The sequence below is a fragment of the Hungatella sp. SL.1.14 genome (genome assembly GCF_024460495.1).
Classification (GTDB): Bacteria; Bacillota; Clostridia; order Lachnospirales; family Lachnospiraceae; genus Hungatella; species Hungatella hathewayi.
Genome location: NZ_JANFYJ010000006.1, coordinates 1 through 22,018, shown reverse-complemented (window position 1 = coordinate 22,018; position 22,018 = coordinate 1). Strand labels below are relative to the sequence as shown.

Sequence of the window (22,018 nt, the reverse complement as noted above, 5' to 3'; positions counted from 1 at the left end):
AGCCAGGATTTCCCCTTTAGGATCTCTCCCGAATCATCTTCAAATAAAGTCGTGCAAACGGCGTAAAAGCCATCATACCTTGCTTCCTCCACAATCTTTTGTTCATCCAGAACATATAAGATGTCTACGGTCTCTCCATCATTTGTAACTGCTGATTTATCAATGAATCTTGCAGGATCATTCGGATTTTTCCATGTTTTCTTATGATTTCCGCCTGCAAGTATGGCTTTTGTCCGCTCCACCTGCTTTTCTCTGAGTTCTCTCTGGTACTCCCGCGAGTTTAGAAACCATTTCATGTGTTTTTCCTATACCTCGACCAAAAGAAGGTACTGTTCCCTCTGCGAAAAATGTAACTTGATCTGTTCTGTTTTTAAAGGAAATCGATACAGCAAACTGGACACCCCCCTGCGTCTGCAATGGTTATTTCGACAGGCACAGCTGTACCCTGAAGAATCAGTCCTACTTTACATGATAAATGCGTAAAACAGCCCTACTTTACATTTTTTGCAAAATAGGGCTGATTGAGTTGCATTTAATTTGATAAAGTTGCATTAATTTTGAAATTTAACCCTTTTCACATTTTTTTAATGTGACTGGTGGAATTTACTCTTGCACTGAAATTTACTTTTTCAAGTCAGCAAACAAATACTCTCCCTTTGAAGAACCATATCTGTTTAATGCTTCAACGGTAGTTTAACGTTTATGTTCTTTAATATACTTGATACAGCAGATAATAATACAAATTAACGCACTAAATTCCAAGATTTTTAATATTACAGAAAAAATCAATGTTAATAACGGAATATATTGCATGCTACTACCTCACTTATAAAAGATAAAAAACATAGAAGGAAATGACAGCTTAATTTTATATATACTAAACACTAAGAGTTGTGTCAACACATATTTTATTACGATTATCACCAGAGTTACCCGGAGAATACATTAACATTTCAACATAGCAGTTCATTGTATATTGGCCGCCCACGTCAAAAGTTTCATAGCCATCAATGAGATATTCTTCATCAGTCATCTTAATTGTATAGCTTGAACTTTTATCCGTTATGGAAGCCCCTTGTGGATGAACTGCTGTTATTGTGGAACCTATCACACGAAATCTCTGAAAATAGGATCGGTCTTACAAATACCTGCACATCTTGGCGGAATTAAAGTGTTAAAAACGACTAATTATTATAGTCATTATGTTAGCACCTTTTTTTACTATTGTCAATACAATTACTTATAAAACATCGCCGGTGACGTATCCCTCTCTTCTCAACACACACTGGATACCGGTTCTATTTTTTCATTTACAGGCTATTCAAAGATCAAGAACTGGTCTTCTACAACTATATTCTGGTCCGTCAAAACAACTTCACATGCCTGCCCTTCAATCTCTTCCCAACTCAACCCGGTAAAATTGTGGATACAGGTAATCAGGGACCTCCCCTGTTCCATGTACAGATAAACCTTTGTTTCGGCATCAAAAAACATATAAAAATCAAAATCTGGTTCAAAGTTACCGTCTTTATCATCTTCATATTTTTCGTACCAGACGCCGCTATGTATTTCCAATCCAAGCCCCCGGAGAATCAAGTAGTTTTTATCCAGCCAAACCTGGTGTTCCTCATCTTCCTCAAAAAGAAAGTTTTCCGTTTCCCACTCCTCATTCTCCATCAGTTCTTCCAGGTTTCCTATGGTAATTTTGATTTTCTTCTCCATATAACTACCTTGCCTTTTCTTTCGCAGTCCGCTGCTTATCCAGATTCTGTTCATACTGTTTCATGATATCTCCGTACAGCGTGTCATGAAAATCCTTTGTTACCGGATATGCAATATCCTGATATTCTGCCTTACCGTCGATCATCCTTCTTTGGGAAGGCATGGCTACAAAGTTATTCCCGGCAAAGGATCTTTTCACAGAGATCTGATTGACTACAAATACATCATCAATCACCAGTCTGGCAAATGCTTTCGTGGCACAGGATAAATCTTTGTTGTTTACCACCTGAACGTAATACTCAAAACCCGTGTCCCCATATTCAAGGTCAACCTCATTTCTTCCATCTTCCCGATTCTGATACGCCTCTAAGATCTCCCCCCGTAACAGGGTGCTAAAATCCGTAGTTTTGGGGAAGAATACATCGCTGTATATCAGCTTGTTATCCTCCCCCCTTTCACCTGTAGGATACTGTGGCATACTTACGTAAAGATTCCCTGCTTTTCCTTCCCTGACTGTGATACCTGTCACCTTAAAGCAGTCTCCAAACGTCACCGCAGCAAACGCCCTCAATTTTGTGTCCTTTTCTGTTGATACTTCATAAATATTTACTGTGTATTTCATATTCATTCTCCTTTTCTACATAAAATCATCTGGCCACTGCCTGTTCCGGAAGATTATCTGTCACCACCAGTTCCTCTCCCTCTTCTTTGATTTCCAATTCATCATTGATTTCTTTTTGGCGGACCAGCTTCTGTCTCAGCTCCAACTCATATGTAAAGGTCTTATTAAATTCTTTTTTGGACTCCTCCATATTTCTCTTGTACTGCTCTAAGTTTTCTTTGTGTGCGGCGACTCTCTTTTCCAGTCCACTCAATAAATTTTCAAGACGGACCATATTTCCGGAGGCACTGCTGCTCATATCTGCTGTATACTTCATATTTCCACATAACTGCATGGTACAGTCGGAAAATTTCTTATTGATCACCACATCAAATCCTTTGTAGGTCCCTATTTTACGGCTTTCCATACTATCAAGCGATTGTCCGATCTCTAAAAGAAGACTGCCTGCCGCTTCACGCTCATCATATGTATGTCCATTCAATGTGATCAGAAAATCCGGTTCCATCGCAAGTTCATTGTCCCGTTTGCGGATATCCTTTTCTATACCGAACAGCCGGTTTTCAGTCTCTGAAATTAATTTGGGATACTTAAAAAGAAAGTTATCCTGATGAGCATAGCGCTGACTTTCATAATTTGCCTTTAACATCTGCAGACGTGCAACCTCTGTGTCAACTTCTGTTTTTTCCATAATCAGGGGATTCCCAGAAGCGATAGCCTTAATTTCTGCAAAAGATAAAACCGTTTCATCTACGTCCTGACATTCTCTCTCCACTGTCTTATTGGTCATGATCTGGGAGATAAACCGCTGTTTATTTTCCACAATTCCCCAAAGGTAACTATCGAACGTCTTTTTTGTGATATAGCGGTAAATGCTGACCTCTTCGTTATCATTACCCTGGCGTATGATACGCCCTTCTCTCTGTAGGCTAAGTACCCAGCGCCTTGCCATATTGCTATGGTAGGTTTCCAAATACTCGCCCCCGAACCGTACTTACAACTCTCGCTGTATACGGCTCTCCGTTTATAAACTCAATTTAACTGTCCACAGTGTAATTTCTTATGACATTCTCTACACAAAGCTATTGTTTTGCGATTTCTTGCTATCATAAGAGCTTCCCAAAAAGTTTTACCTTGTAAATCTTTAAGCCGATGAACGTGATGAATTTCTATGGGAGTATTAGTTTTTCCGCACAGCTCACATTCTCTGGCTTTTAATCTGTCGATTAGCTTTGTACTGCTGAAATATTTAATTGTATTTGGAACTAAGTCTGCATTAGATTGAAATACTTTTTTCTGCCGTTTGAAACCTTCGTTATAAAATACTCTCATTTTCTCAAATCCTTTGGAATTACGGAATTTTACAGCAAAATCTTTACCTACTCTGAATTTTCCGATTACTTTTGAAATTGATGTTCTGTATTTTGTGCCGTAGGTTTTGTACATACTGTATTCCATAATATATTTGTAGCTGTTGATGATTGAGCTGTTATTGGCTATACAATAATAATTGTAAAATCCTCGTATCATACTGTTGTAATAATCGAGTATTTCCAAATCATCACAGTTTTTCAATCTGTATATTGCTTTTGGCTTCCAGATTTCTTTTCCATTATGGTAGATTAGCTTCATAGCACCTGTATCAATTAAATGTTTCTTGATTGTATCGCTTGAAACCTCCAGTACAATTCTGCCCATATAATTACGAACAAGCTTGCCTGTTTTATCTCTTTTGGTCAGGTTGCTATGCCGTACTCTGATTTCATAGCTGAGAAATTTCGCACTTTTTTGAGCATTGGTAATCAGCGTTTTTTCTTCCGATAACTCCAACTGTAATTTTTCATTAAGAAAATTCTTAAAATCTTCTTTGATTTTCTTACAGTCCTCTTTCGAGCCGATAACTCCGCACAGCCAATCGTCAGCATATCTGACATAAACCAGCCTTGCATATTTGTTATCCATAGGGTCACTTTGTGGAATAGTCACCCGCTCTTTTTCCAACTGCCTTATGAGTGCAATCGCACTTTCTCTTTCATAGTCGCCATTTGCATTTTTCAATGCTGTTCTGGCTTTGCTTAATTCGACTTCGTTCTTGCGGTACTCTTTTGTACGCATACGCTTTTTGCCTTTGTTAAACTTTTGGACATACTCATTTACATACTTATCAAATTTATCCAAATAGATGTTTGCAAGAATAGGACTGATAATGCCACCCTGCGGTGTTCCCGAATAAGTGTTATGAAAGGTCCATTTTTCAATATAGCCTGCGTTCAGAAATTTTCTTATCAATCGAAGAAATCTTTCGTCATTTATGCGTTCTCTTAAAATTCCAATCAGCGTATCATGGTTGATATTATCGAAAAAGCCTTTAATATCTCCCTCGATAAACCATTTCACACCCGTGAAAGTTCTTTGAATTTCATTGAGTGCCGTATGACAGCTTCTGTTTGGTCTGAACCCATGAGAGGTATTTTCAAAATGTCCTTCATAGATGGCTTCTAAAATCATTCTGATGACTTCTTGAAGCAATTTATCCTCAAAGGACGGTATTCCAAGTGGACGCATTTTTCCGTTCTTCTTTGGAATATAGGTTCTTCTTGCAGGTTTTGGTTGATAGCTTTCATCTTTGAGCGAAACTATGATTTTTCGTATTCTTTCGACACTCATACCGTCAACAGTTTGGTTGTCAGTACCTTTTGTCATACTTCCGTCATTGGAATAAATGCTTTGATAAGCGGTTAAGTACAGTTCCTCATTGTAGAGCAAACGGTATAAACGCTCGTATTTGTAATCTTTTTGGTTACTGTGTTTTGTTAAGCTGATTAACACATTTTCAGGATTTCTCATAATGTATCGCACATTATCCTTTCTATATTGTTAATGTTATAAACTGCCTTCCTTCGCCATGTAAGTGTCATTAGCACTCTCGGACTACTATGAAGGCTCCGTTACCATATCGAATATTCATAAGCCTACGCTTAATAGCTTAAGTTTTTTAAGCATCTCGACTTAGGTAATCCCCGTTTAGCACCATAATAACTATTTGGCTTGTTAGGTTGTCGGATACGACTTCCATCCTTTTATGCTTATTGCATATACGTCTCAGCCTATCTTTGCTTATGCTCCTGAGCAGCGGAACATAAGTGCTGAGATATGGCGAATAATAATTACCTTACGCCATAGTCCCGACACAGACCGTTTGGACTATCGTTCAACCAGTATGGGCTTTATCCTCATACCTAACTTTTCATCTCCCCATTCAGTCGCAGCTTGGTAATTAGCTGACTTATGGCTTTACCGACGTGCTATTTTCCCTGATATTTGGTCTCCCTCACAGGTAAATCGGTTGATGATAGGACTATAAGATACTATCCTAATACCTTGCCAAAGGTATATTTATTATGATGCCTTTACGGGCGCACGCTCAATGTCTGACGGTTTCCAGGGGCAGTCAATATGATGAGCCGCACAGAGCCGTTTCTGAATATTGGTTCCTGTCCCCATCATGGATGTACTGCCAATTAAAATCCTCTTTCTTCCTGACCGCATATCCGCAAAGAGTTCCTCTTTTTGCTTATCATTTTTTGCATCATGAATAAAGGCAATCTCATCACGGGGAATCCCCTTTTTGATAAGCTCGCCTTTTAGAAAATCATATACATTAAACCCTTTTTTTCCGGTAGGTGTTCCTATATCGCTGAAAACAACCTGGGTCCCTTTAAAATCTTGTGAGGCAACATATTCCTGATAAATATTTTCTGCTGCCTGATAAAGTTTTCCATCTTCATCCACCTCTGCATCTGGGTCGATCAAACGGGGATCCGTACCCAACAATCGCGCTTCGTTGGTAATTTTCAGCATATTGTCTTCTGAAGGATCTACGCTTCCGTTTCGAATTTGCTCTGCCCGTCGCACTAACTCCTGCATCATAATATCAACACTATCAGACGCTACACTTTCCACGATCTTGTATTTTCCGCCCTTTAATTTCGGGACGTTTAGGTCTAGCATGGATGGAAGTTGAATGTCTGCCACTTCCCGGAACATGTTCATGAGTTCAGGTAAATTGCAGAATTTATTGAAACGGCTCCGCATCCGGTATCCGCCCTCCGGGGACATCTCGAGTGAAGTAGTCACTTCACCAAAGTTTGCGGCCCAGCTATCAAAATGTTCAATCCCTTTTTCGCGTAATTTTTGGGATTGCAGATACAACTGCATTACATACATTTCGCACATTGTATTGGAGATTGGAGTCCCTGTTGCCAGGAATACGTTTCTTCCTCCTGTATGTTCCTGTATATACTGAATTTTCTGGAACATATCCATTGCCCGCTGGGAACCATTTGTTGCAATCCCCGCCACATTACGAATTTTTGTAAAAATAGACAAATTCTTAAAAACATGGGCTTCATCAACAAACAGAGCGTCAATCCCTAGCTGTTCGAAATCCAGCACATCATCTTTTTTCGCATCATTCCGTAACTCCAATATCTGGGCTTCCAGGTTTGCCCTCTGGCGCTCCATATCCTTTATTCCCCATTTTGCTCCCTGTTCCTCTTTCAATTCAGATACCGCATTTGAAATACGGTCAACCTGCTCCTCCAGCATTGCAGCACGTCTGTCCGCAGATAAAGGGATTCGTTCAAACTGGCTGTGTCCTAAAATAACGGCATCATAATTATTTGCTGCTATTTTACAGGTTAATTTACGCCGATTCTCTTTTGTAAAATCTTCTTTTCTGGTAACAAGTAAATTTGCGCCTGGATACAAAGTAAGGAACTCGGACGCCATCTGTCCCACCAGATGATTAGGCACTACGATCATTGCCTTATTCATTAGTTTCAGCCGTTTCAGCTCCATACAGATAGCTGCCATCTCATAGGTTTTTCCAGCCCCCACCGCATGAGCCAGAAGGGTGCTGCCATGGATTGCCCGCTCAATAACGTTACGCTGATGGGGACGCATCTTTTTTTCCGGATTCATACCGGGAAAGGTCAAGTAAGAGCCGTCATATACACGGAGCCTGTTATCATTGAAATTCTGATTGTAAAAATCAACATATTTCTTTCTCCGATCAGGGTCTTTCCAGATCCATTCCTTAAAGGCTTCCTTTATCATAGTTGCCTTTTCTCTCGCCAGAGTTGTCTCTTTTTGGTTGACTACATATTTCACGCTGTCGCCCGATTCAATTGCATCTTTCACGGTGATTATATTCTGGTTCAGAAGGGCTTCAATGATAGAGTATGCGTCGATCCGCTTCGTACCGTATGTCTGTTTTGCGACCACGGAAGAATAATCTGCGGACTTGTTTGTAACCTTATACGACATAGTATACCGATTTAGTTGTACTTTGATTGCATAAGGTCCAGTTCTATATGACTCGGGCGTGTTTAACAGTTCATAAATAAAAGCCTCATAATCCTCCAGTTCAACCCAGGCAGTCCCCAGTTTCACGCTGATATCAGCCGCACTTAAATCTTCTGGCTGCACAGCTTTCAAGGCTTCTACATTTGCAGAATATTGAGACTCACGCTGTGCATACATTTCCGCTGTTTTCAGTTTTTTCCGGACCGGACCGCTCAGATATTCACTCGCCGTCTCCCACCCCTGATTAGGATTCGTTTCATCAGCCTTAACAGGGTTCAGGAATATCTGCCCCTTTAGTTCGGCAAGGAGTTGTTCTCGGTCCACTGGATACAAACTTTGCATGTATGGAATGTGGACCTTCCCATATTCTGCTAAGCTTATTTGCAACGCGTCCATGGCCGTGTCAGCCTTCTCGATATATGTCTGTGGCGCAATCGTCTGCTTATAAAATATATCTGATTTTTTTACATTTTTATTTTCATCTTCTGTTTCCAAACTGCACAAAAGATAATAATCATTGTCTTCCCGAAATGCCAGTTTGTTTCCTCTGCTGGACAGATATCCGTATTCCTTCACATAGGCATCATAGATTTTATTTAGTTGTGCCTGCCCTTCGGTTAGCTGTTCCTCGGTGCATCCCCGAGTCTGGATGTCTATCAGATATCTGACAGACTGCCGGATAGCATGCATTCCAAGGATCCGTTTTCTTTTTGTCTCATTGCCTTTCCATCTGACCATGGAATCATTATCCCGGTAATAGATCTCGCCCTCTATGACGGTATAAGTATTATTTGCCACCTCCAAAAGTGCCGGTATAGTATCAGGAAGTTCCTCTTTATTGTTTTCCACACCCTCTGTTTTCTTTTCTTCCGGAAGATAAGTGGCCGACAAAAAAGAAATAGCACGGTTCAGTTGTTCCTCAAAATCAAAATGTTCTTCATCTTCAACGATCAATTCTGTGTAATTAGAATTTGGTCCATAGGTATGTGTATCAAAGGCCATCTTTCCCAACATCATTTCAGGGTGTCTGCTAAAATACTCATTGACCGGAACACCATCATCTGTATAGGTTATATTCATCCAATCCTCTGATGTATTAGCAGTCAACAGCCGTCCTTTTTTTTGGAGGAAAATGATATCTGACGTAACTTCGGCACCTGCGTCCTTTTTGAAGGCGATTCCCGGCAGACGCACCGCGCCAACAAAGTCTGCACGTTCCGCTATATATTTACGGATTATAGAATTAGCCTTATCCATAGTGAATTTTGTCGTCACTACTGCTATCATCCCCCCTGGACGGACCAGGTCTATGGATTTTGCCAGAAAATAATCATGTATCCGAAAACCATACTTTTTATATTCTGGGTCAAAAACCTTGTAAGCGCCAAATGGCACATTTCCCACAACGACATCAAACTTGTTTTTTTCAAACTTTGTTTTCTCGAAACCTTTCACCTGAATAGTTGCGTGAGGATGAAGCTGCTTTGCAATCCTTCCACTGATACTGTCCAGTTCAACTCCGTAAAGCTGTGAGTTTCTCATATCTTCTGGCAGTACGCTGTAAAAATTTCCGATTCCCATACTGGGTTCCAGGATTGAGCCGCCCTCGAATCCGAATTGTTGCAGCGCCTTATAAATCACCTTTGCCACAACAGGCGGGGTATAAAAAGCAGAATTAACGCTTGCTCTTGCCTGCTCATATTCTTCTTCTGTCAGCAGCTCCTGCAATTCCTGGTATTCATTTGTCCAATTGGGGCTTTTGGGGTTGAACGCATTGGCAAGACCACCCCAGCCCACATACCGGGCCAGGATAATCTGTTCTTCTGGTGTTGCCGGCCTGGATGATTGCTCCAGCTCCTTCAACAGTTGTATAGCTGCCACGTTGCTTTTGTACTTTGTTTTATCACCAGAAGGTATTTCCCAGGCATCAGGATAAAAAAAATCCGAAGCCTGGCTGACGCTTTGGTTTCGGTTTTGCATTTCCTTATATAATTGGTAACTTTCTTCCGGACACAGGGAAAAACCTTCCTTTACAGCCGCTTCGTATTCCCCAGGTGATAGATATTCTCCAGCATCAATCGCTTCCTGTATCACACGCGCAGCCTCCTGCATCGTGAACCTTCCGTGTCCTTCCTTCTCACCATGCATTAGCTGAAAATCAACAGTCCCTTTTTCAATGGTATAATGGACTAACCCCTGGTCTGTATTTAGAACAGATTTTCCGTAATCTCTTTTGGACTGCAATTCCAAAAGTCTCAAAAGAAATTCTTGCTTATCTTTATCTCCTGCCTGTTTGAAAAAATTCTGAATCAATGGCTTTGAAGGAATCAATGTCATGGAATGCAGGGAAAAAGCTTTTGTAACATCATAAAAAACTGTCTCTAAAATATCACTTTTCTCATTGTCGGGTACTTCCTCTTTTTCCCCATCTGTATTCTCTTTCTCAATAGCAGCTTCTGAACTTAGATATGGTATTTCTACCGCCGGTTCCTCTCCTGCCTGCTCCAATAAATCCTGATATTGGACAGCCAACCTTTGGAACCAGGGGAATTCTATTAATTTTTCAACTGGCAGATCGTTTTTTGATTCCGGATAATTATCCTGCTCAATGCTCCGTGCCAAAATGTCTCTGATTATGCTCCATGAATAGGCCAGTGTCTCTTTCCCGTCTATGGAACAGGACACATCCTGCTCGTGGAAAACCAGTGTTGCGGAGAAAGACCATTCTGCATCGGAGCCAAGCAACGCCAGAAAACTTTGCCGGACAAATTCCGTCTCCTGCTGTGGCAAAAGATTTACGGTCATGACATCATAAATCATGTCAAAAATCACCTTGCCATCTGCAACTTCCACAAAATTTTCAACCGTATCGACCAATGGCTGCGGGATTTCCATATCCGTTTTTATTGGTTGATAATACTTCCCCCTGTCGATCAAATGGAGTATCTCTTCCGCTGCTACCTCAAACGGAAGATAACCGCTCAGATATTGTCCGTTCTCATGCCAATATAATTGGATTCCTGCCTCGTCCGTTTCATATCTAAATACATGCCCCGCCTCTGTTGAAATAGTGTCTCCAGCTTCATACATCTGGCACAGGTATCTGGCACGATCTCTTAATCCCTCATTCAGTTCAAAGAAATGATAAATTTTCTGTCTCGCCATTGGCTCTGATGTTCCCGCCAAAAGCAGTTCTATGCGAAGTTCTTCGGATATTTCTGCCGGTATCGAAGAAAAAGAAGGAACTGCAACAGCAGTTCCTTCTTTAACATCACTATCATTTATATCAGTTATCTCGGTTTGCAGATAACCTCCTGAATCACGGTCTCCTGGGCTATCATTGCCGCCTCGTTCCGCAGTCTGGTCATTTCCATCGTATCCGATGGATTGATCTTCCGATCCGCCGCTTTCATTTTCACGTAGCTCTCCACGATCTGGTCGTGCAGATCCCACGCCTCTTCCTCTATCTGTTTCAACGTCTCCTGCAGCTTGCCTGTCCTCAACAGCAGGCTGTACCTGCTTTTGTCTTTTACTTTCAGGTATTCCTCCGCCAACTTCCCGTATCTGCCCAGAGACATAGACTCCGTCTCTTCCATCATGCTCCCTGTTTCCAGCAACGGGTACAGTAACCCGTTCTTTTCTTTGTAGCTCAGTTCTACCATTTTGATTTCTCCTTTCATCTTCACGGATCTCTTTTGCGACTGCCGCAAATCTCCGCAGTGTTGTCTCTGCAATATCTGATATGAGGATCCCTATTTTTGATAAAATAATCTCTTCCTGGTAATCTGTTATTGCAGACAGACCTGTATCAAAAGTATCAATCCCACATCTCCGCAAGATCAGATATGTGGCGCTCTGCAAGATGAATTTTTCAACCGGTGATTCCCCATCGGTATACGCTTCATCCCTGGTAAGAACTGCTATTTCATGAATCCTATCGTTTTCCTCTTTCATTATAGCACGCACATATGTTCTAGTAAAGTTTTTTATTGCAATTCTAAAACTATTCTCTGTCTGATATTCCTCTGGAAATAGCTTATTAGCGAATGCAAGTGCATTCTCATCATTGATCTCCCAAATCCAGGGCATGGTTCTCCCACCGGTACTTTTGATGTCGTAGACATATTGAGCTCCTCCCAACATCTCGATTGGGAATGTTGCGATTCCAATCTCACCTCCCCGGACATAGCGCCTCGCTTTTTTCCAGTCCGCAAAGTCCAAAAGAATTTCCGCTTCTGGATATTGCTCATAGATGATACAGGTATTCAGGAAGTCATAACGATACAAGTTTCCCCTCGCTGCAAACTCCAGGAATTTCTTCCACTGCTCCCCATCACGAGAAATATCGAAAATTGCAATATCATACAGATCTGATACTTTCATGGTATGCTGGTCCATATATTCACCTGCTTTCCCCAGCAAATAGGCTCATCTGCTCTATTTTGGGTTCTATTCTCTCGGAGCTTCTTTCCACGATCAGTCTGCACTTTTTAAAGTCGGGCTTTTCGTAATATCTCCTCATAACAACAAAATCCTGTTTTTTAATTGCACCTTCTAACTCTTTTACATTTTTGAGTGCATTTATGACCTCAGCCATCCTATCCATTTTAGGATTCAATTCCAGTCCACACAAAAACTGATAGTCCGCATCATCTCTGCACTGACGGAAGATATCTATAGCCGTCTGATAAATTTTCTCTGCCTTTACCATAAATGACTCCGGCAATTCTTCCGGTGTTTTCCGGTGATATATTTCTGGCAGCTCCCCGGTTTCCAGTATCTGCGTTTTATAAGCAATAATATGTTTTCTTAGAAGATTCATATCCACTCCATCTGAATAATATGGATCGCTGCCCCCACTATAAAGTTCATTGTCCCAGCGCTGGAAGGATTCTTCCAGTTCTTCTTTTAATGTTTTCTTCATCTTCCTCCTATACTTTTCTGTTTTTCCAGATCCAGATGAATGCCCGCCATAGAGAAGGTTACTTCCTGCATATCTTCATAATCCATAACATATCCTTTTTTTGCATCTGAATAATTATCATGTGCATCTGATAAAGCCGATTCCATGCTCTCTGCCCGGACAGTTACTATTTTGCTAAGTCTTTCTGTAATACGGATATCATAATCCTGTACGCTTTTCGCCTCCTCCATATGACTCCCCTGATTCTCCCCTTCTCTGATTCCAAACCGTCTTCTGAATTCTGACAATAATGTATCCACACCCTCAAGTTTTTTCCTGGCCTTAATTTCAGGTATATAAAATTTGCCGTCATCGCATTTAAAAAAGGGGATTTTTTCACCATCCTTTTCTATTCCTAACTCCAGTTTTCTGTATGTAATCCCTTCCTGCAGACTGTTTATGAATGTCTCCCTGGCCTCCCAAATCCCCATCAGGGCTTTGTAAAGCGCTACATGATATTCCTCTCCCGTCTTTACTTTTTCGATATAATAATAATTGTCCTCTGCATAGTCATCCATTAGTCTACTCCTTTCAAGAAGGCAGCCCTGTCAGCCGCCTTCCAGCATATTCCCTCATTTCTGTTCTACAATACGCATCTGCTATCGGCATGGTCTTCCGTATAGGCCAATATTGGATGGAACCAGCGGACGGTAAACCACCCCATATGCTGTGCCGCGTGCATCTACCTGCATACCGTTACCCACATAAATAGCAACATGTCCAATCGACATAAATTCATCGGCATTATCATCACGGGCGTGAAAAATCAAATCTCCTGGTCTTAACTCGTTTTCACTGACCTGCAACCCATTATCTACAATATACTGCCCCTGTGTCGAAGCAACAGAAGGAAGATTTACCCCGAACTGTGCATAACACCTTTGAACAAGGGAACTACAATCATAATATCCTTCTTCATATCGAAGATCCTGGCTATACTGGCACCCAACTTTCTCCTGCGCCAAAAGTGCTACCTGTTCGCCAATGCCACTTGCCGGCATACTGTGTAAAAATTCTTCACTCATAACCTCTCGCAGCAAATCCTCCTGGCTGGGTGTCAGTTTCCCTAATTCAATATAATCCTCATAGGAAAGGTTATACACATATAAAGATGTGTGTGTCACCTCCACACTATTACTCCCATTGGAATCCGCAAGATACACTTCCATATCCTGGTGACCGAAATTTTGTGCTGTCTGATGGTCCCCAAAATACATATCAAAATCTACACCATAGCGGTCAAAATCACCGGTGTCCTCCACCACATACTCTTTCCCATTTGCTATGATATGGGTTCCCATAGGCAACGTAGGGTTATAAGCATCTACTGCCAGCGTATGGTCTGCTTTCGGCATGGCTCCGCTCGCAGTGGGGCCGCCAGACCATTGACCACAACAAATTGAACAGTTACAGTATCCACTAAAGGTCATGACTCCAAGGCTTTCACCCACCCGTACTGTATCTGTTGTTGTTTCCGAAGCAAAATGGTTCATTTCGTCAAAAATTTCTTTCAGCTTCTCCTTATTCTTATCATTCATAACAGTGGAAAAATTTCCCTGTCCAGTCCCATATCGGACCATATAAACCATCATCACATCGGTAAAATTACTCCGTGCCACCCCATTCTGCATATTTTTATAAGTCACCTCTTCATCGTTTTCCTCTTCCGCCTCCCTGATATCATCGTAAAATTCCTGATAGTATCCTGACAGAACACTTTGCACCGTGTCACCTCCCAGCAATGGGGGCAGGAAAAGTGCCAGAGGGGTATTATACAGGATTACAATGATCAAAATAAACGGCAGGGCCACAGTGACCAGTCCTCCCAGCAACGGCCCCAATAGCCCAAGAAGATATAAAAAAAGCTGCTTGACAACCAGTCCAACTTTTATGGTTGCGATATCTTTTACCGTTTTAGCAAAACTGTCCTTTTGCTGTTCGTCCGTAAGTTTATTCACCATATAGGCAAACATACGCCTGCGAACCGCTTTTTTCATTCCAGTATTCTCTGTATCTTTCTTTACTCTTTTCTTATTCCCTTCACCCTTAGAGGATATCTTCTCGTCTTTTTTTCTCGTTTTCAGTGGGTCCTCTTCTTTTCCAAAACCGCCCATTGTCTCCTGTCGGTTTCCTCCAATCTCCGATTGTGTTTCCGGAGTCCCCAAGGGTGATTTTTCACGGGAAAATATGACATTATCTTTAAAGCCATACTCATGATTTTTGCGTCGGACCTCGGGACCAGACTTCCTTGAAAAATGAAATTTCTCGTCGTTCCTGGCTTTCTGTTTTTGCTGTTCCTTAATATACTTCTCTTTTTGCCGTTTTTTCTGCCCATCCTCCCCCTGCGGTGCACCCTCCGGTCCCTTCTTATTCGATTCTTTCTTCGGATTGCTATGGACAGTCTGCTCAGACTGCATTTTTGTTCGCCCGGCTTTACCAGCCGTATTTTCATATCCCGGTGTATCATCTTCTCTACGTTTTGTCCGTTCCCCAAGCCCTGACGCAGAATTCACCGCCAGGAACACACGATTATTATCTTTCTGTTCCTGTGGTTCTGAAAATTCTGTGGTCTTCATATGGATTTTTCTATCCAGTCTGGGCGGTTCATCTCCTGAAACACCTGATTTCTGTTTCGGCACCCCAGGACCGGAATCAGACTTTTTATTCCCAAGATAATTATGGTTTTGCAATTTTACTTCTGCGTCTGTTTTTAGCTTTATCTGCGTTTCCTTTTTGGTCTTAAATCTGCTGTCAGTGATCAATATCCCTCCTTTCAGCCCTTCAAATTTGAATCACCTGATAATATAAGCTTTTAAAGTGAAAACCTTTTTCGCCTTTCAGCTCCGCGCAGCCAAGGCCAAATGGAAGTTCCTGCTGTGGCCCATACTTCTCAGCCAGCAATTGGTATGCCTCGTCCACAGGCAGATCCAGTTCCAGGTAATCCGTCTCATCAAACATATAGTTTTCAGCAAGTAGGATTTCAGCGAAAGTCCCCTTATCAATTAGTTCACTGATATCCTCCGGACACAACAAAGCCCCAAATTGTTCATATACTTCGTCTCTAAGTTTCCGAAAATGATAAGATTCCCTGTCATCCAGTATCATGTACTCCCTCTCAAACAGGACGGCAATTCCATCTGGAAATAAGGCAGCCTCCACGTTCATATTCCGACAGGCTTCCCGTGCCTCTCCCTCAGAGGGATATTTGTAATCTTTTGGTATTTCAATTTCCACTTCCCATTCATTCAGTTGGAATCCAAAAGTGAATACAAATCTCATATATCCAACCACCTTTCAAATAAAAAAAGGCCACGAATATCCGCAGCCTTTTCTCCACGAAAAAAAGCAGTTGCTTCTGCTAACTGCTTTTTCCCTGTTACATATTATTAATTTTTAAAGAACCTTTTTATCCTTCAAATACTTTTCGACCGCTTCAATAAATTGCTTCGCCCTCTCAATCTGCTCCTCTGCGTCTTGCTTCGACGCAATAAAGAAGTCCAAATAATCCGACTGCTCCTTCATGATGGAAGCACTTTTAATGATCTTTGAGGTCTCCTTTGCAAAGATTCCCGTCTTTATAAAATTTTGATTAAAATAAGCGATCACCCCGCTATGTTTGCTGCAATCAAATCCTTCCAATACGGTGATAGCCCGCATAGCATGAAAAATGGAATAATAGGATCGGTTCAAGGATGGTTTATACATTCCACCCGAAAGCATTTCCTTAGCGGCGGCCAAATCCTCCAAAACCCGCTGAAAGCGGTATTTTGCCAATGTCTCTACGCTGCCCAAAGTACCACCCCATCCTCTCTTACATTTTTATAAAATGGAAGGGTGTCCTCCCACTCCAGGAAATTTTCATAATCAATATTTATGATGGAAAACACCTGGTCATACTCCAAATCCATATCCACCGCCAAATCAACCATCTGATCGTGCATTTCCTTTGTTTCCCTGCCTTTAAGCAGGATTGCTATATCAATATCTGATTCCCGCGTATTAGTTCCACGGGCAAATGATCCATAAAGCAGAATACTTACCAGCATATCCCCATAAATACCACGAAGGCCCTTTACCAGCTTCTCAAACATTTCCTGATTCTCGTTCACGCTGTTTTCCCTCCTATCTTATCTTTTATATGAATATTGTACCGTATTTTTTGCTTTTATTCAATCTATATGTTATCTGCCTTGTTTTCTCTCATTCGGTATAATGGTGCGGCACTGTACCAGCTCAATTATCTCCAATTCTGGCATGAGTTGTCTTATCCTCAACTGCCTTTTGGACTAATGAGCTATCACGATAATATGGGATCGAATTAAGGATATCCAGATCTACCCAGTCCCATGTCATCAGCTCAAAATCACCGGAGTACATGGATTCTTCACTATCTTCAATCCTAAAGCCAATCCCATTTCACATGCATTTCACATGTTCTGGGAGCTTATGATAGATATCCACTGCTTGTTTCAGCTCCCTGCATTCGTATACCTGCCCCAGAGACGGAAATTCCATGCACTCCGCTACAAAAAAAGATATTTTCGGAACCGGCTTCTTTCCATATTCAATTCCACTTTCTGCCACAAATTCACTATATTCTTTTTCTGCATCTGGAAACATCTTTTCCTCCCTCATGCTCAAATACGTGTTTCTTCCTAATGGCCCTGTTATCTAAGGCTTTTTGGGATAATCCGTCCAATGATTTCAGCATATTTTCCGTGTGTCCTGCCATATTCTTAACGATTTTTCCACAGAATTCGATTGCCTTCCTGATTTTTGCGATAATGCCCTTATCGTAGTCATACTCAAATGTATCCGATGTCTCCTTCCCCTTAAGGAGTTTACGGACATTTTTTTTATGGCCCTTAGCAGCGTTAAGTTCCACTCCAATATCCCCCATCGTCTCGGCACTGTGTTCCAGGCTTGCGGCAGCACTTTCCAAATGTTCATGTATTACGGACAGCGCCCTGGCTGCCTTTGTTTTATCAATGGCAGCATATAAAGCCTGTCCTCCATGATACTTTACACTATCTACCGCTTTTCTAACCCCCGCCGATAAATCATTTTTAAGAGCTGCAAGCCACATTTTTGCCGCCCCCACCCGATCACCGGCATTTTGAATGAAATGTTCCATTTTAGCCTTCAAAGTTTTTTCATTCAGACGGTCTAGCTGGTCGCGTAAATAAATCAGTTCTTCCTGCATATCTCCAAAATATCGTTCCATTTGGTCAAAGTATTGTAAAAAATTCTCAAGATTCTGGGACTCTATCTCCATATGATTCTCTTCCAACACAGAGAACATTTCTTTTAAGTGCATCTGTTCTCCTAAAGGAACCTGTAACGTTACATCCATCATAATAACCTCCTATCTCTGTTTTCCCGTTTTTCCCGAAACATTGCTTCCACGCTCCTTTTCCGGACTGCGCTGTTCTTCCACTTCGATCATACGCTCATTCACTTCTGCATCGTTGAAACACTCGTAAACCGCGTCCAGATCAACGTCCTCCGGTTCCAGAACCTGCGCCGAATCGCAAAGGAAAAAAGCATGTTCCGATATCAGATCATAGTCTGATTTTTGGATTGTTGTGATTCCATAACGATATTCCAGCAATTCCATACAGGCATTAATGAGCTGCACGACCAGGGAATCCACAGGCTTATATGGCAGTGGAATCTCTGGGGTCTCCTGCCATGTCTTTGCAGCCTGCAGGATCCTGTAAAGATTTTCTTCACTGTATGAGCTGATGTCCATACGTTCTGCCCTGCACTTTTCCATGTTAGCCATATCTTCTTCCAGAGTCCCCTCATGGATCATCTGCAGGATATCTTTTCCGGTCCCGCCATCTTTTAATACCCGCGCTGCCACATGCATTTCATTTGGATATAAACACAATTTTTCCTCCGACAGATTTAGGACCTTTATTGCGGTGTCTCTGTCAAAATCTGTTTGGATCCTGTTAAAAGCAAAATAATAAGAGTCCAGCCATTTCTCTACTGCCTGATTTCTCGGCATTTCCCTGAATCCGTCATATTGCCCCATATCGACGCATTCCTCTGCCCAGGCAACCCATTTCTTGATATTTTCCTCTGTCTGAAGTAAGAGCCGCTTTTTTACAGCCAACACAAAAATCTCTCTATTCAACTATATTCCTCCTCACAACCCGCCAGTCTTGCCTTTTCCGTAATACCGTTTCTTTGGCACTCACTCTTTTTCCTGCCATTAAACATGGTTATTTTTCTCCCGAATCTCATGAATGTTTGTATTAAAGAGATCGTAGATAATATTATTTTTTCTGACTCTGGCATCAAAAGGAATAATGGTCTCCCCATGCTTTAAAATTCCCATACCGGAAGCACAGTTGCTAACGTACTGCAACTGTGCTTCTGGTATGCCTGCTACTTTGGAAAGTTCCTGGCTGTCTACATTGGCTTGTTTTAGCAAGGCGATAAATTCCGATTGAGATTTCACCTGTTTTAAGAGATTTGATAACTGTTATATCTTGTTATTAAATTCTCTGCCAACCCTTGAAAACACTGGATTTATCGCAGATGAGCTTTCCCTTATTCTTTCCCTTGTGTTATATCGTCCCATCAGTGTTTACGAATTCTGATAAGGGCAAATACAAGGGCAAGAAAATCATATAAAACAGTATAACACAAAATAAAAGTGACATGGTGAACTGATTGAAATGCTTCTGATTTTTGTATCTGATGATTGATTGAATGATAAGGAGATAGGATACGATGAGAACGATATTTGCAGAATACAATCCACACAGAAACAGTATTGATGTTTATACCAGTGCTGGCTATATGCTTCGCATTGATTGTTGGGAAGCAGAAAAGAATTTAAAAACCACTCCCGGATCAGACTGTGCATTAACTTCACTTGCAGTTGATGAACCACTTGAATATGCAAGATTATATCTTGATGGAAATTTGCAGATGTGGGTGAACGCGGAAGATTCATTAGAGATATAGAAATACCTTTTAGAACAAAGTAGTCTTTCGCCTCTACGAATATAATTGTGAATTAGACGCTTATATCCGAAATAAACAATTGGAACATACCCGACAGGAGAACTTTCTTTGATAAGTCACGAAAAGAAACAGTCTATCAGAAAATGCAATCTGACACATAGACGGGCTCGACACATAGAATAAACAAGAGGACTTGCAAGGTTTGTGACCTTCTTTCAAGCCCTCTTATGTATCATTGCGGTACTGGCTGTGTCCGTTCCGTAAAGGACTGCCCTAAGTGTATCGGCTTCACCTTGTTCCTTTACCTCACTATTCACAAATCACTTTTGCTATTTTCGCAATAATATTGCAAATAAAACAATTAGAACTAATATAATTATCAAAAAAATAAACCTTATTTGACCATGAAATCCTAATCCAATCCACTGCAATACTATTATTAACGCAAAAACTAATAACGCCCAATACTTTCTTTTCATGCAATTTTTTAATAAGTCATTCTTACGTTATCTACCACGTAATCATACATTGGATCTCCATACATAGTTCCTCTATTCACACAATGTGTGTCAAACTTAAAATATGCTACAGATTTACCCGAATTAAGAAATGATTTTAAATGACTAACGTAAGTACTCTCTCCGCCGATAAAATTAAGAATTACAGAAACACTGAGTCCAACAACCGAACCAACAGGACCACCTAAAGCAGCTAGCAGTAAAGTCCCTAAACTTTTAGTCGCACCCTCTCCCACATTTATTGCTTTAAGAGCTGCCTCTGCTTGACTTCTTGTCATAGAATATGAAAAAGTCTTATTTTTTACAGTACAGTATCCAATTCCGCCACCCATTCGTGTTTCTTGAGAAGGAACTATATATAGTTCTCCATCTTCATAAATTATAGTATAACCACCATTGGATAAGTCAACATCTTCTTTACTACAAGTCCCCTTCGAATTGTCATTTTGATTATACCTTTCACTAGCAAAAGATACTGTTGACATCGAAAATCCTAAAACCATTGACAAAATAATTGCTATACAACGTTTAATTTTTTTCATGATTTTCCTCCTTTCTTGAGGAATTTAAGATTTATAGACAACTTTAAAAGAATGCGCATGCTTTTGTATACACTTAATATATATCACTCTTTAAAAAATAAAAGACTGTAGGTTTGTCAAACATATGTTACACCCCGATCAATAAATTCCCTCAGAACAGTTTGTGGTGATTTCCACCCCAGAGGTCTCATGGGAAACTGGTTATAATCCCTACGGTTATAGGTTTGAAGCTGCTTGGAAAAATCCTCAAAGGAATAGAAAGTATGCGAGGTATAAAAACGTTCATTATCCTTGCGGTGGCTGCGTTCCACTTTTCCGTTATGACGTGGTGTAAAGGGTCGGATCAGTTTATGTTGGATGCCAAGTTCTTTTAAAGTCCGTTGGAATAAAGTCAATGTTTCTTTGCCGGAAGTGGAAAAGCGCTTTGTAAACTCCACGCCGTTGTCTGTCTGAACGCATTCGATTGGCATAGGAAAGCGTTGGATCAGATGCTTGAGGAACTGTGCGGATGAATAGGTGCTGTGTTCTTCAAAAGCTTCCACATACCGCCAGCGGGAGTACTCATCAATGGCGGTATACTGATAGAATTTCTTTCCTTTCGCATTATTGACAAGACAACATGCAGGAACGAATTTCACATCGACCTGGATACGCTGTCCGGGATATTTCATCTGCTCATAAGGCTTCGGAATATATTTGGGATTCGGAAGTTTTTGAGCCAAGATTCCCTGTTTCTTCAGAAAACGATACAATCCTGGGATGGAACGTTTATAACCGCGCTGCATAAGTTTGACCCAAAAGACAACCAGACCAGAATGGGGATTGCGCCTACGCATATCTTGGATCAGCTTGATTTCTTCAGGTGTATGCTGATTGGGATGGTGATGGGGACGGCGTGAACGATCGCGGAGAGACTCTATTGTGCCGTCATAGCGGCGCTTCCAACGATAAATATACTGGCGGTTTGTCTTATATTTAATTGCTGCTTTTGAGACACCATATTTTTCGGCGAAACGGATCAGGGATAGACGATACCTCATTGCTATCAACGAGGGCATGAGCGAATTACAGACCTTAAAGACCGCCATTCACGAAATCGCCCATGCGAAGCTGCACGACATTGACCTCAACGCGCCAAAGGACGAGCAACCCCGCGTTGACCGCCGCACCCGCGAAGTCGAAGCGTTATACTCAGCATTCCAAAATGTTAATCATTTTAAAGAATGCTGAGAAATAAGACGTCTTTCTACTAAAAGATGAGCATTATTCGTTAGCGCAATCCACAAAGTCTTGCCATTTCATCTTC

Annotated in this window: 19 protein-coding genes and 2 pseudogenes; 2 read left to right on the top strand and 19 right to left on the bottom strand. The window is 41.2% G+C overall.

The window, feature by feature from the left end; genetic code table 11:
- Positions 1-14: 14 nt before the first annotated feature.
- The 17 genes and pseudogenes from NE473_RS08115 to NE473_RS08040 form a co-directional block, all read right to left on the bottom strand.
- A pseudogene (locus tag NE473_RS08115) lies at positions 15-269 on the bottom strand (IS1634 family transposase); the annotation flags it as partial.
- Between the two features lie 1,048 nt (positions 270-1,317).
- Positions 1,318-1,722 (bottom strand): hypothetical protein, encoded by a 405-nt coding sequence (locus NE473_RS08110; RefSeq protein ID WP_256265206.1) that lies wholly within the window; start codon positions 1,720-1,722, stop codon positions 1,318-1,320.
- Between the two features lie 4 nt (positions 1,723-1,726).
- On the bottom strand, positions 1,727-2,344 hold the full coding sequence (locus NE473_RS08105; RefSeq protein WP_039893629.1) for a septation protein SpoVG family protein: 618 nt from the start codon (positions 2,342-2,344) through the stop codon (positions 1,727-1,729).
- A gap of 25 nt (positions 2,345-2,369) precedes the next feature.
- Complete coding sequence (locus NE473_RS08100; RefSeq protein ID WP_147418912.1) at positions 2,370-3,314, bottom strand: hypothetical protein; 945 nt, start codon at positions 3,312-3,314, stop codon at positions 2,370-2,372.
- Between the two features lie 59 nt (positions 3,315-3,373).
- Entirely contained in the window at positions 3,374-5,188 is a 1,815-nt protein-coding gene (locus NE473_RS08095; protein ID WP_055650144.1) for a reverse transcriptase domain-containing protein, read from the bottom strand.
- Positions 5,189-5,740: 552 nt separating this feature from the next.
- Positions 5,741-9,250 carry a helicase-like domain-containing protein gene (locus NE473_RS33085; RefSeq protein ID WP_419066706.1) on the bottom strand — a complete coding sequence of 1,170 codons (3,510 nt, stop codon included), beginning with the start codon at positions 9,248-9,250 and terminating at the stop codon, positions 5,741-5,743.
- A gap of 1,748 nt (positions 9,251-10,998) precedes the next feature.
- Positions 10,999-11,304, bottom strand: a complete 306-nt coding sequence (locus NE473_RS33080; RefSeq protein WP_419066705.1) for a TnpV protein — start codon at positions 11,302-11,304, stop codon at positions 10,999-11,001.
- A gap of 806 nt (positions 11,305-12,110) precedes the next feature.
- Positions 12,111-12,632 (bottom strand): hypothetical protein, encoded by a 522-nt coding sequence (locus tag NE473_RS08085; protein ID WP_006776038.1) that lies wholly within the window; start codon positions 12,630-12,632, stop codon positions 12,111-12,113.
- Positions 12,629-13,189: a DpnD/PcfM family protein gene (locus NE473_RS08080; protein ID WP_006776039.1), complete on the bottom strand. Its 561-nt coding sequence runs from the start codon at positions 13,187-13,189 to the stop codon at positions 12,629-12,631. The genes NE473_RS08085 and NE473_RS08080 overlap by 4 nt, the downstream gene beginning before the upstream one ends.
- 81 nt (positions 13,190-13,270) lie before the next feature.
- Complete coding sequence (locus NE473_RS08075; RefSeq protein WP_256265205.1) at positions 13,271-14,785, bottom strand: C40 family peptidase; 1,515 nt, start codon at positions 14,783-14,785, stop codon at positions 13,271-13,273.
- A gap of 667 nt (positions 14,786-15,452) precedes the next feature.
- The gene (locus tag NE473_RS08070) at positions 15,453-15,950 is read right to left on the bottom strand and encodes a hypothetical protein (RefSeq protein WP_006776041.1); all 498 of its coding nucleotides are present in this window, start codon (positions 15,948-15,950) and stop codon (positions 15,453-15,455) included.
- A 114-nt stretch (positions 15,951-16,064) separates the two neighbouring features.
- Complete coding sequence (locus NE473_RS08065; RefSeq protein ID WP_006776042.1) at positions 16,065-16,463, bottom strand: HEPN domain-containing protein; 399 nt, start codon at positions 16,461-16,463, stop codon at positions 16,065-16,067.
- Positions 16,451-16,780: a nucleotidyltransferase domain-containing protein gene (locus tag NE473_RS08060; RefSeq protein WP_006776043.1), complete on the bottom strand. Its 330-nt coding sequence runs from the start codon at positions 16,778-16,780 to the stop codon at positions 16,451-16,453. The genes NE473_RS08065 and NE473_RS08060 overlap by 13 nt, the downstream gene beginning before the upstream one ends.
- Before the next feature lie 307 nt (positions 16,781-17,087).
- Positions 17,088-17,291, bottom strand: coding sequence for a hypothetical protein (locus tag NE473_RS08055; RefSeq protein WP_055651432.1), 204 nt, complete (start codon positions 17,289-17,291; stop codon positions 17,088-17,090).
- Positions 17,263-17,988: a DUF6674 family protein gene (locus NE473_RS08050; protein WP_432764158.1), complete on the bottom strand. Its 726-nt coding sequence runs from the start codon at positions 17,986-17,988 to the stop codon at positions 17,263-17,265. Before NE473_RS08050 ends, NE473_RS08055 begins: the two co-directional genes overlap by 29 nt.
- A 48-nt stretch (positions 17,989-18,036) precedes the next feature.
- The gene (locus NE473_RS08045; RefSeq protein WP_055651431.1) at positions 18,037-18,813 is read right to left on the bottom strand and encodes a hypothetical protein; all 777 of its coding nucleotides are present in this window, start codon (positions 18,811-18,813) and stop codon (positions 18,037-18,039) included.
- A 78-nt stretch (positions 18,814-18,891) separates the two neighbouring features.
- Positions 18,892-19,113: a hypothetical protein gene (locus tag NE473_RS08040; protein ID WP_256265204.1), complete on the bottom strand. Its 222-nt coding sequence runs from the start codon at positions 19,111-19,113 to the stop codon at positions 18,892-18,894.
- Between the two features lie 302 nt (positions 19,114-19,415).
- On the opposite strand from NE473_RS08040, the gene NE473_RS08035 reads away from it, so the two are divergent.
- Positions 19,416-19,652, top strand: coding sequence for a DUF6061 family protein (locus tag NE473_RS08035; protein ID WP_004841179.1), 237 nt, complete (start codon positions 19,416-19,418; stop codon positions 19,650-19,652).
- Between the two features lie 487 nt (positions 19,653-20,139).
- Here NE473_RS08035 and NE473_RS08030 read toward each other — a convergent pair whose 3' ends face one another.
- Positions 20,140-20,712 carry a hypothetical protein gene (locus tag NE473_RS08030; RefSeq protein ID WP_005421581.1) on the bottom strand — a complete coding sequence of 191 codons (573 nt, stop codon included), beginning with the start codon at positions 20,710-20,712 and terminating at the stop codon, positions 20,140-20,142.
- Positions 20,713-20,828: 116 nt separating this feature from the next.
- Positions 20,829-21,800: a DDE-type integrase/transposase/recombinase gene (locus tag NE473_RS08025; protein WP_256265203.1), complete on the bottom strand. Its 972-nt coding sequence runs from the start codon at positions 21,798-21,800 to the stop codon at positions 20,829-20,831.
- On the opposite strand from NE473_RS08025, the pseudogene NE473_RS08020 reads away from it, so the two are divergent.
- A pseudogene (locus tag NE473_RS08020) lies at positions 21,751-21,930 on the top strand (ImmA/IrrE family metallo-endopeptidase); the annotation flags it as partial. The gene NE473_RS08025 and the pseudogene NE473_RS08020 overlap by 50 nt on opposite strands.
- Between the last annotated feature and the right edge of the window lie 88 nt (positions 21,931-22,018).

Coding starts and splice junctions, on each gene's coding strand:
- NE473_RS08110 (WP_256265206.1), bottom strand. CDS start 1,722: ATGGAGAAGAAAATCAAAATTACCATAGGAAACCTGGAAGAACTGATG.
- NE473_RS08105 (WP_039893629.1), bottom strand. CDS start 2,344: ATGAAATACACAGTAAATATTTATGAAGTATCAACAGAAAAGGACACA.
- NE473_RS08095 (WP_055650144.1), bottom strand. CDS start 5,188: ATGAGAAATCCTGAAAATGTGTTAATCAGCTTAACAAAACACAGTAAC.
- NE473_RS33085 (WP_419066706.1), bottom strand. CDS start 9,250: ATGAGAAACTCACAGCTTTACGGAGTTGAACTGGACAGTATCAGTGGA.
- NE473_RS33080 (WP_419066705.1), bottom strand. CDS start 11,304: ATGGAAGAGACGGAGTCTATGTCTCTGGGCAGATACGGGAAGTTGGCG.
- NE473_RS08085 (WP_006776038.1), bottom strand. CDS start 12,632: ATGAAGAAAACATTAAAAGAAGAACTGGAAGAATCCTTCCAGCGCTGG.
- NE473_RS08080 (WP_006776039.1), bottom strand. CDS start 13,189: ATGGATGACTATGCAGAGGACAATTATTATTATATCGAAAAAGTAAAG.
- NE473_RS08075 (WP_256265205.1), bottom strand. CDS start 14,785: ATGGGCGGTTTTGGAAAAGAAGAGGACCCACTGAAAACGAGAAAAAAA.
- NE473_RS08070 (WP_006776041.1), bottom strand. CDS start 15,950: ATGAGATTTGTATTCACTTTTGGATTCCAACTGAATGAATGGGAAGTG.
- NE473_RS08055 (WP_055651432.1), bottom strand. CDS start 17,291: ATGTTTCCAGATGCAGAAAAAGAATATAGTGAATTTGTGGCAGAAAGT.
- NE473_RS08050 (WP_432764158.1), bottom strand. CDS start 17,988: ATGCACTTAAAAGAAATGTTCTCTGTGTTGGAAGAGAATCATATGGAG.
- NE473_RS08035 (WP_004841179.1), top strand. CDS start 19,416: ATGAGAACGATATTTGCAGAATACAATCCACACAGAAACAGTATTGAT.
- NE473_RS08030 (WP_005421581.1), bottom strand. CDS start 20,712: ATGAAAAAAATTAAACGTTGTATAGCAATTATTTTGTCAATGGTTTTA.
- NE473_RS08025 (WP_256265203.1), bottom strand. CDS start 21,800: ATGGCGGTCTTTAAGGTCTGTAATTCGCTCATGCCCTCGTTGATAGCA.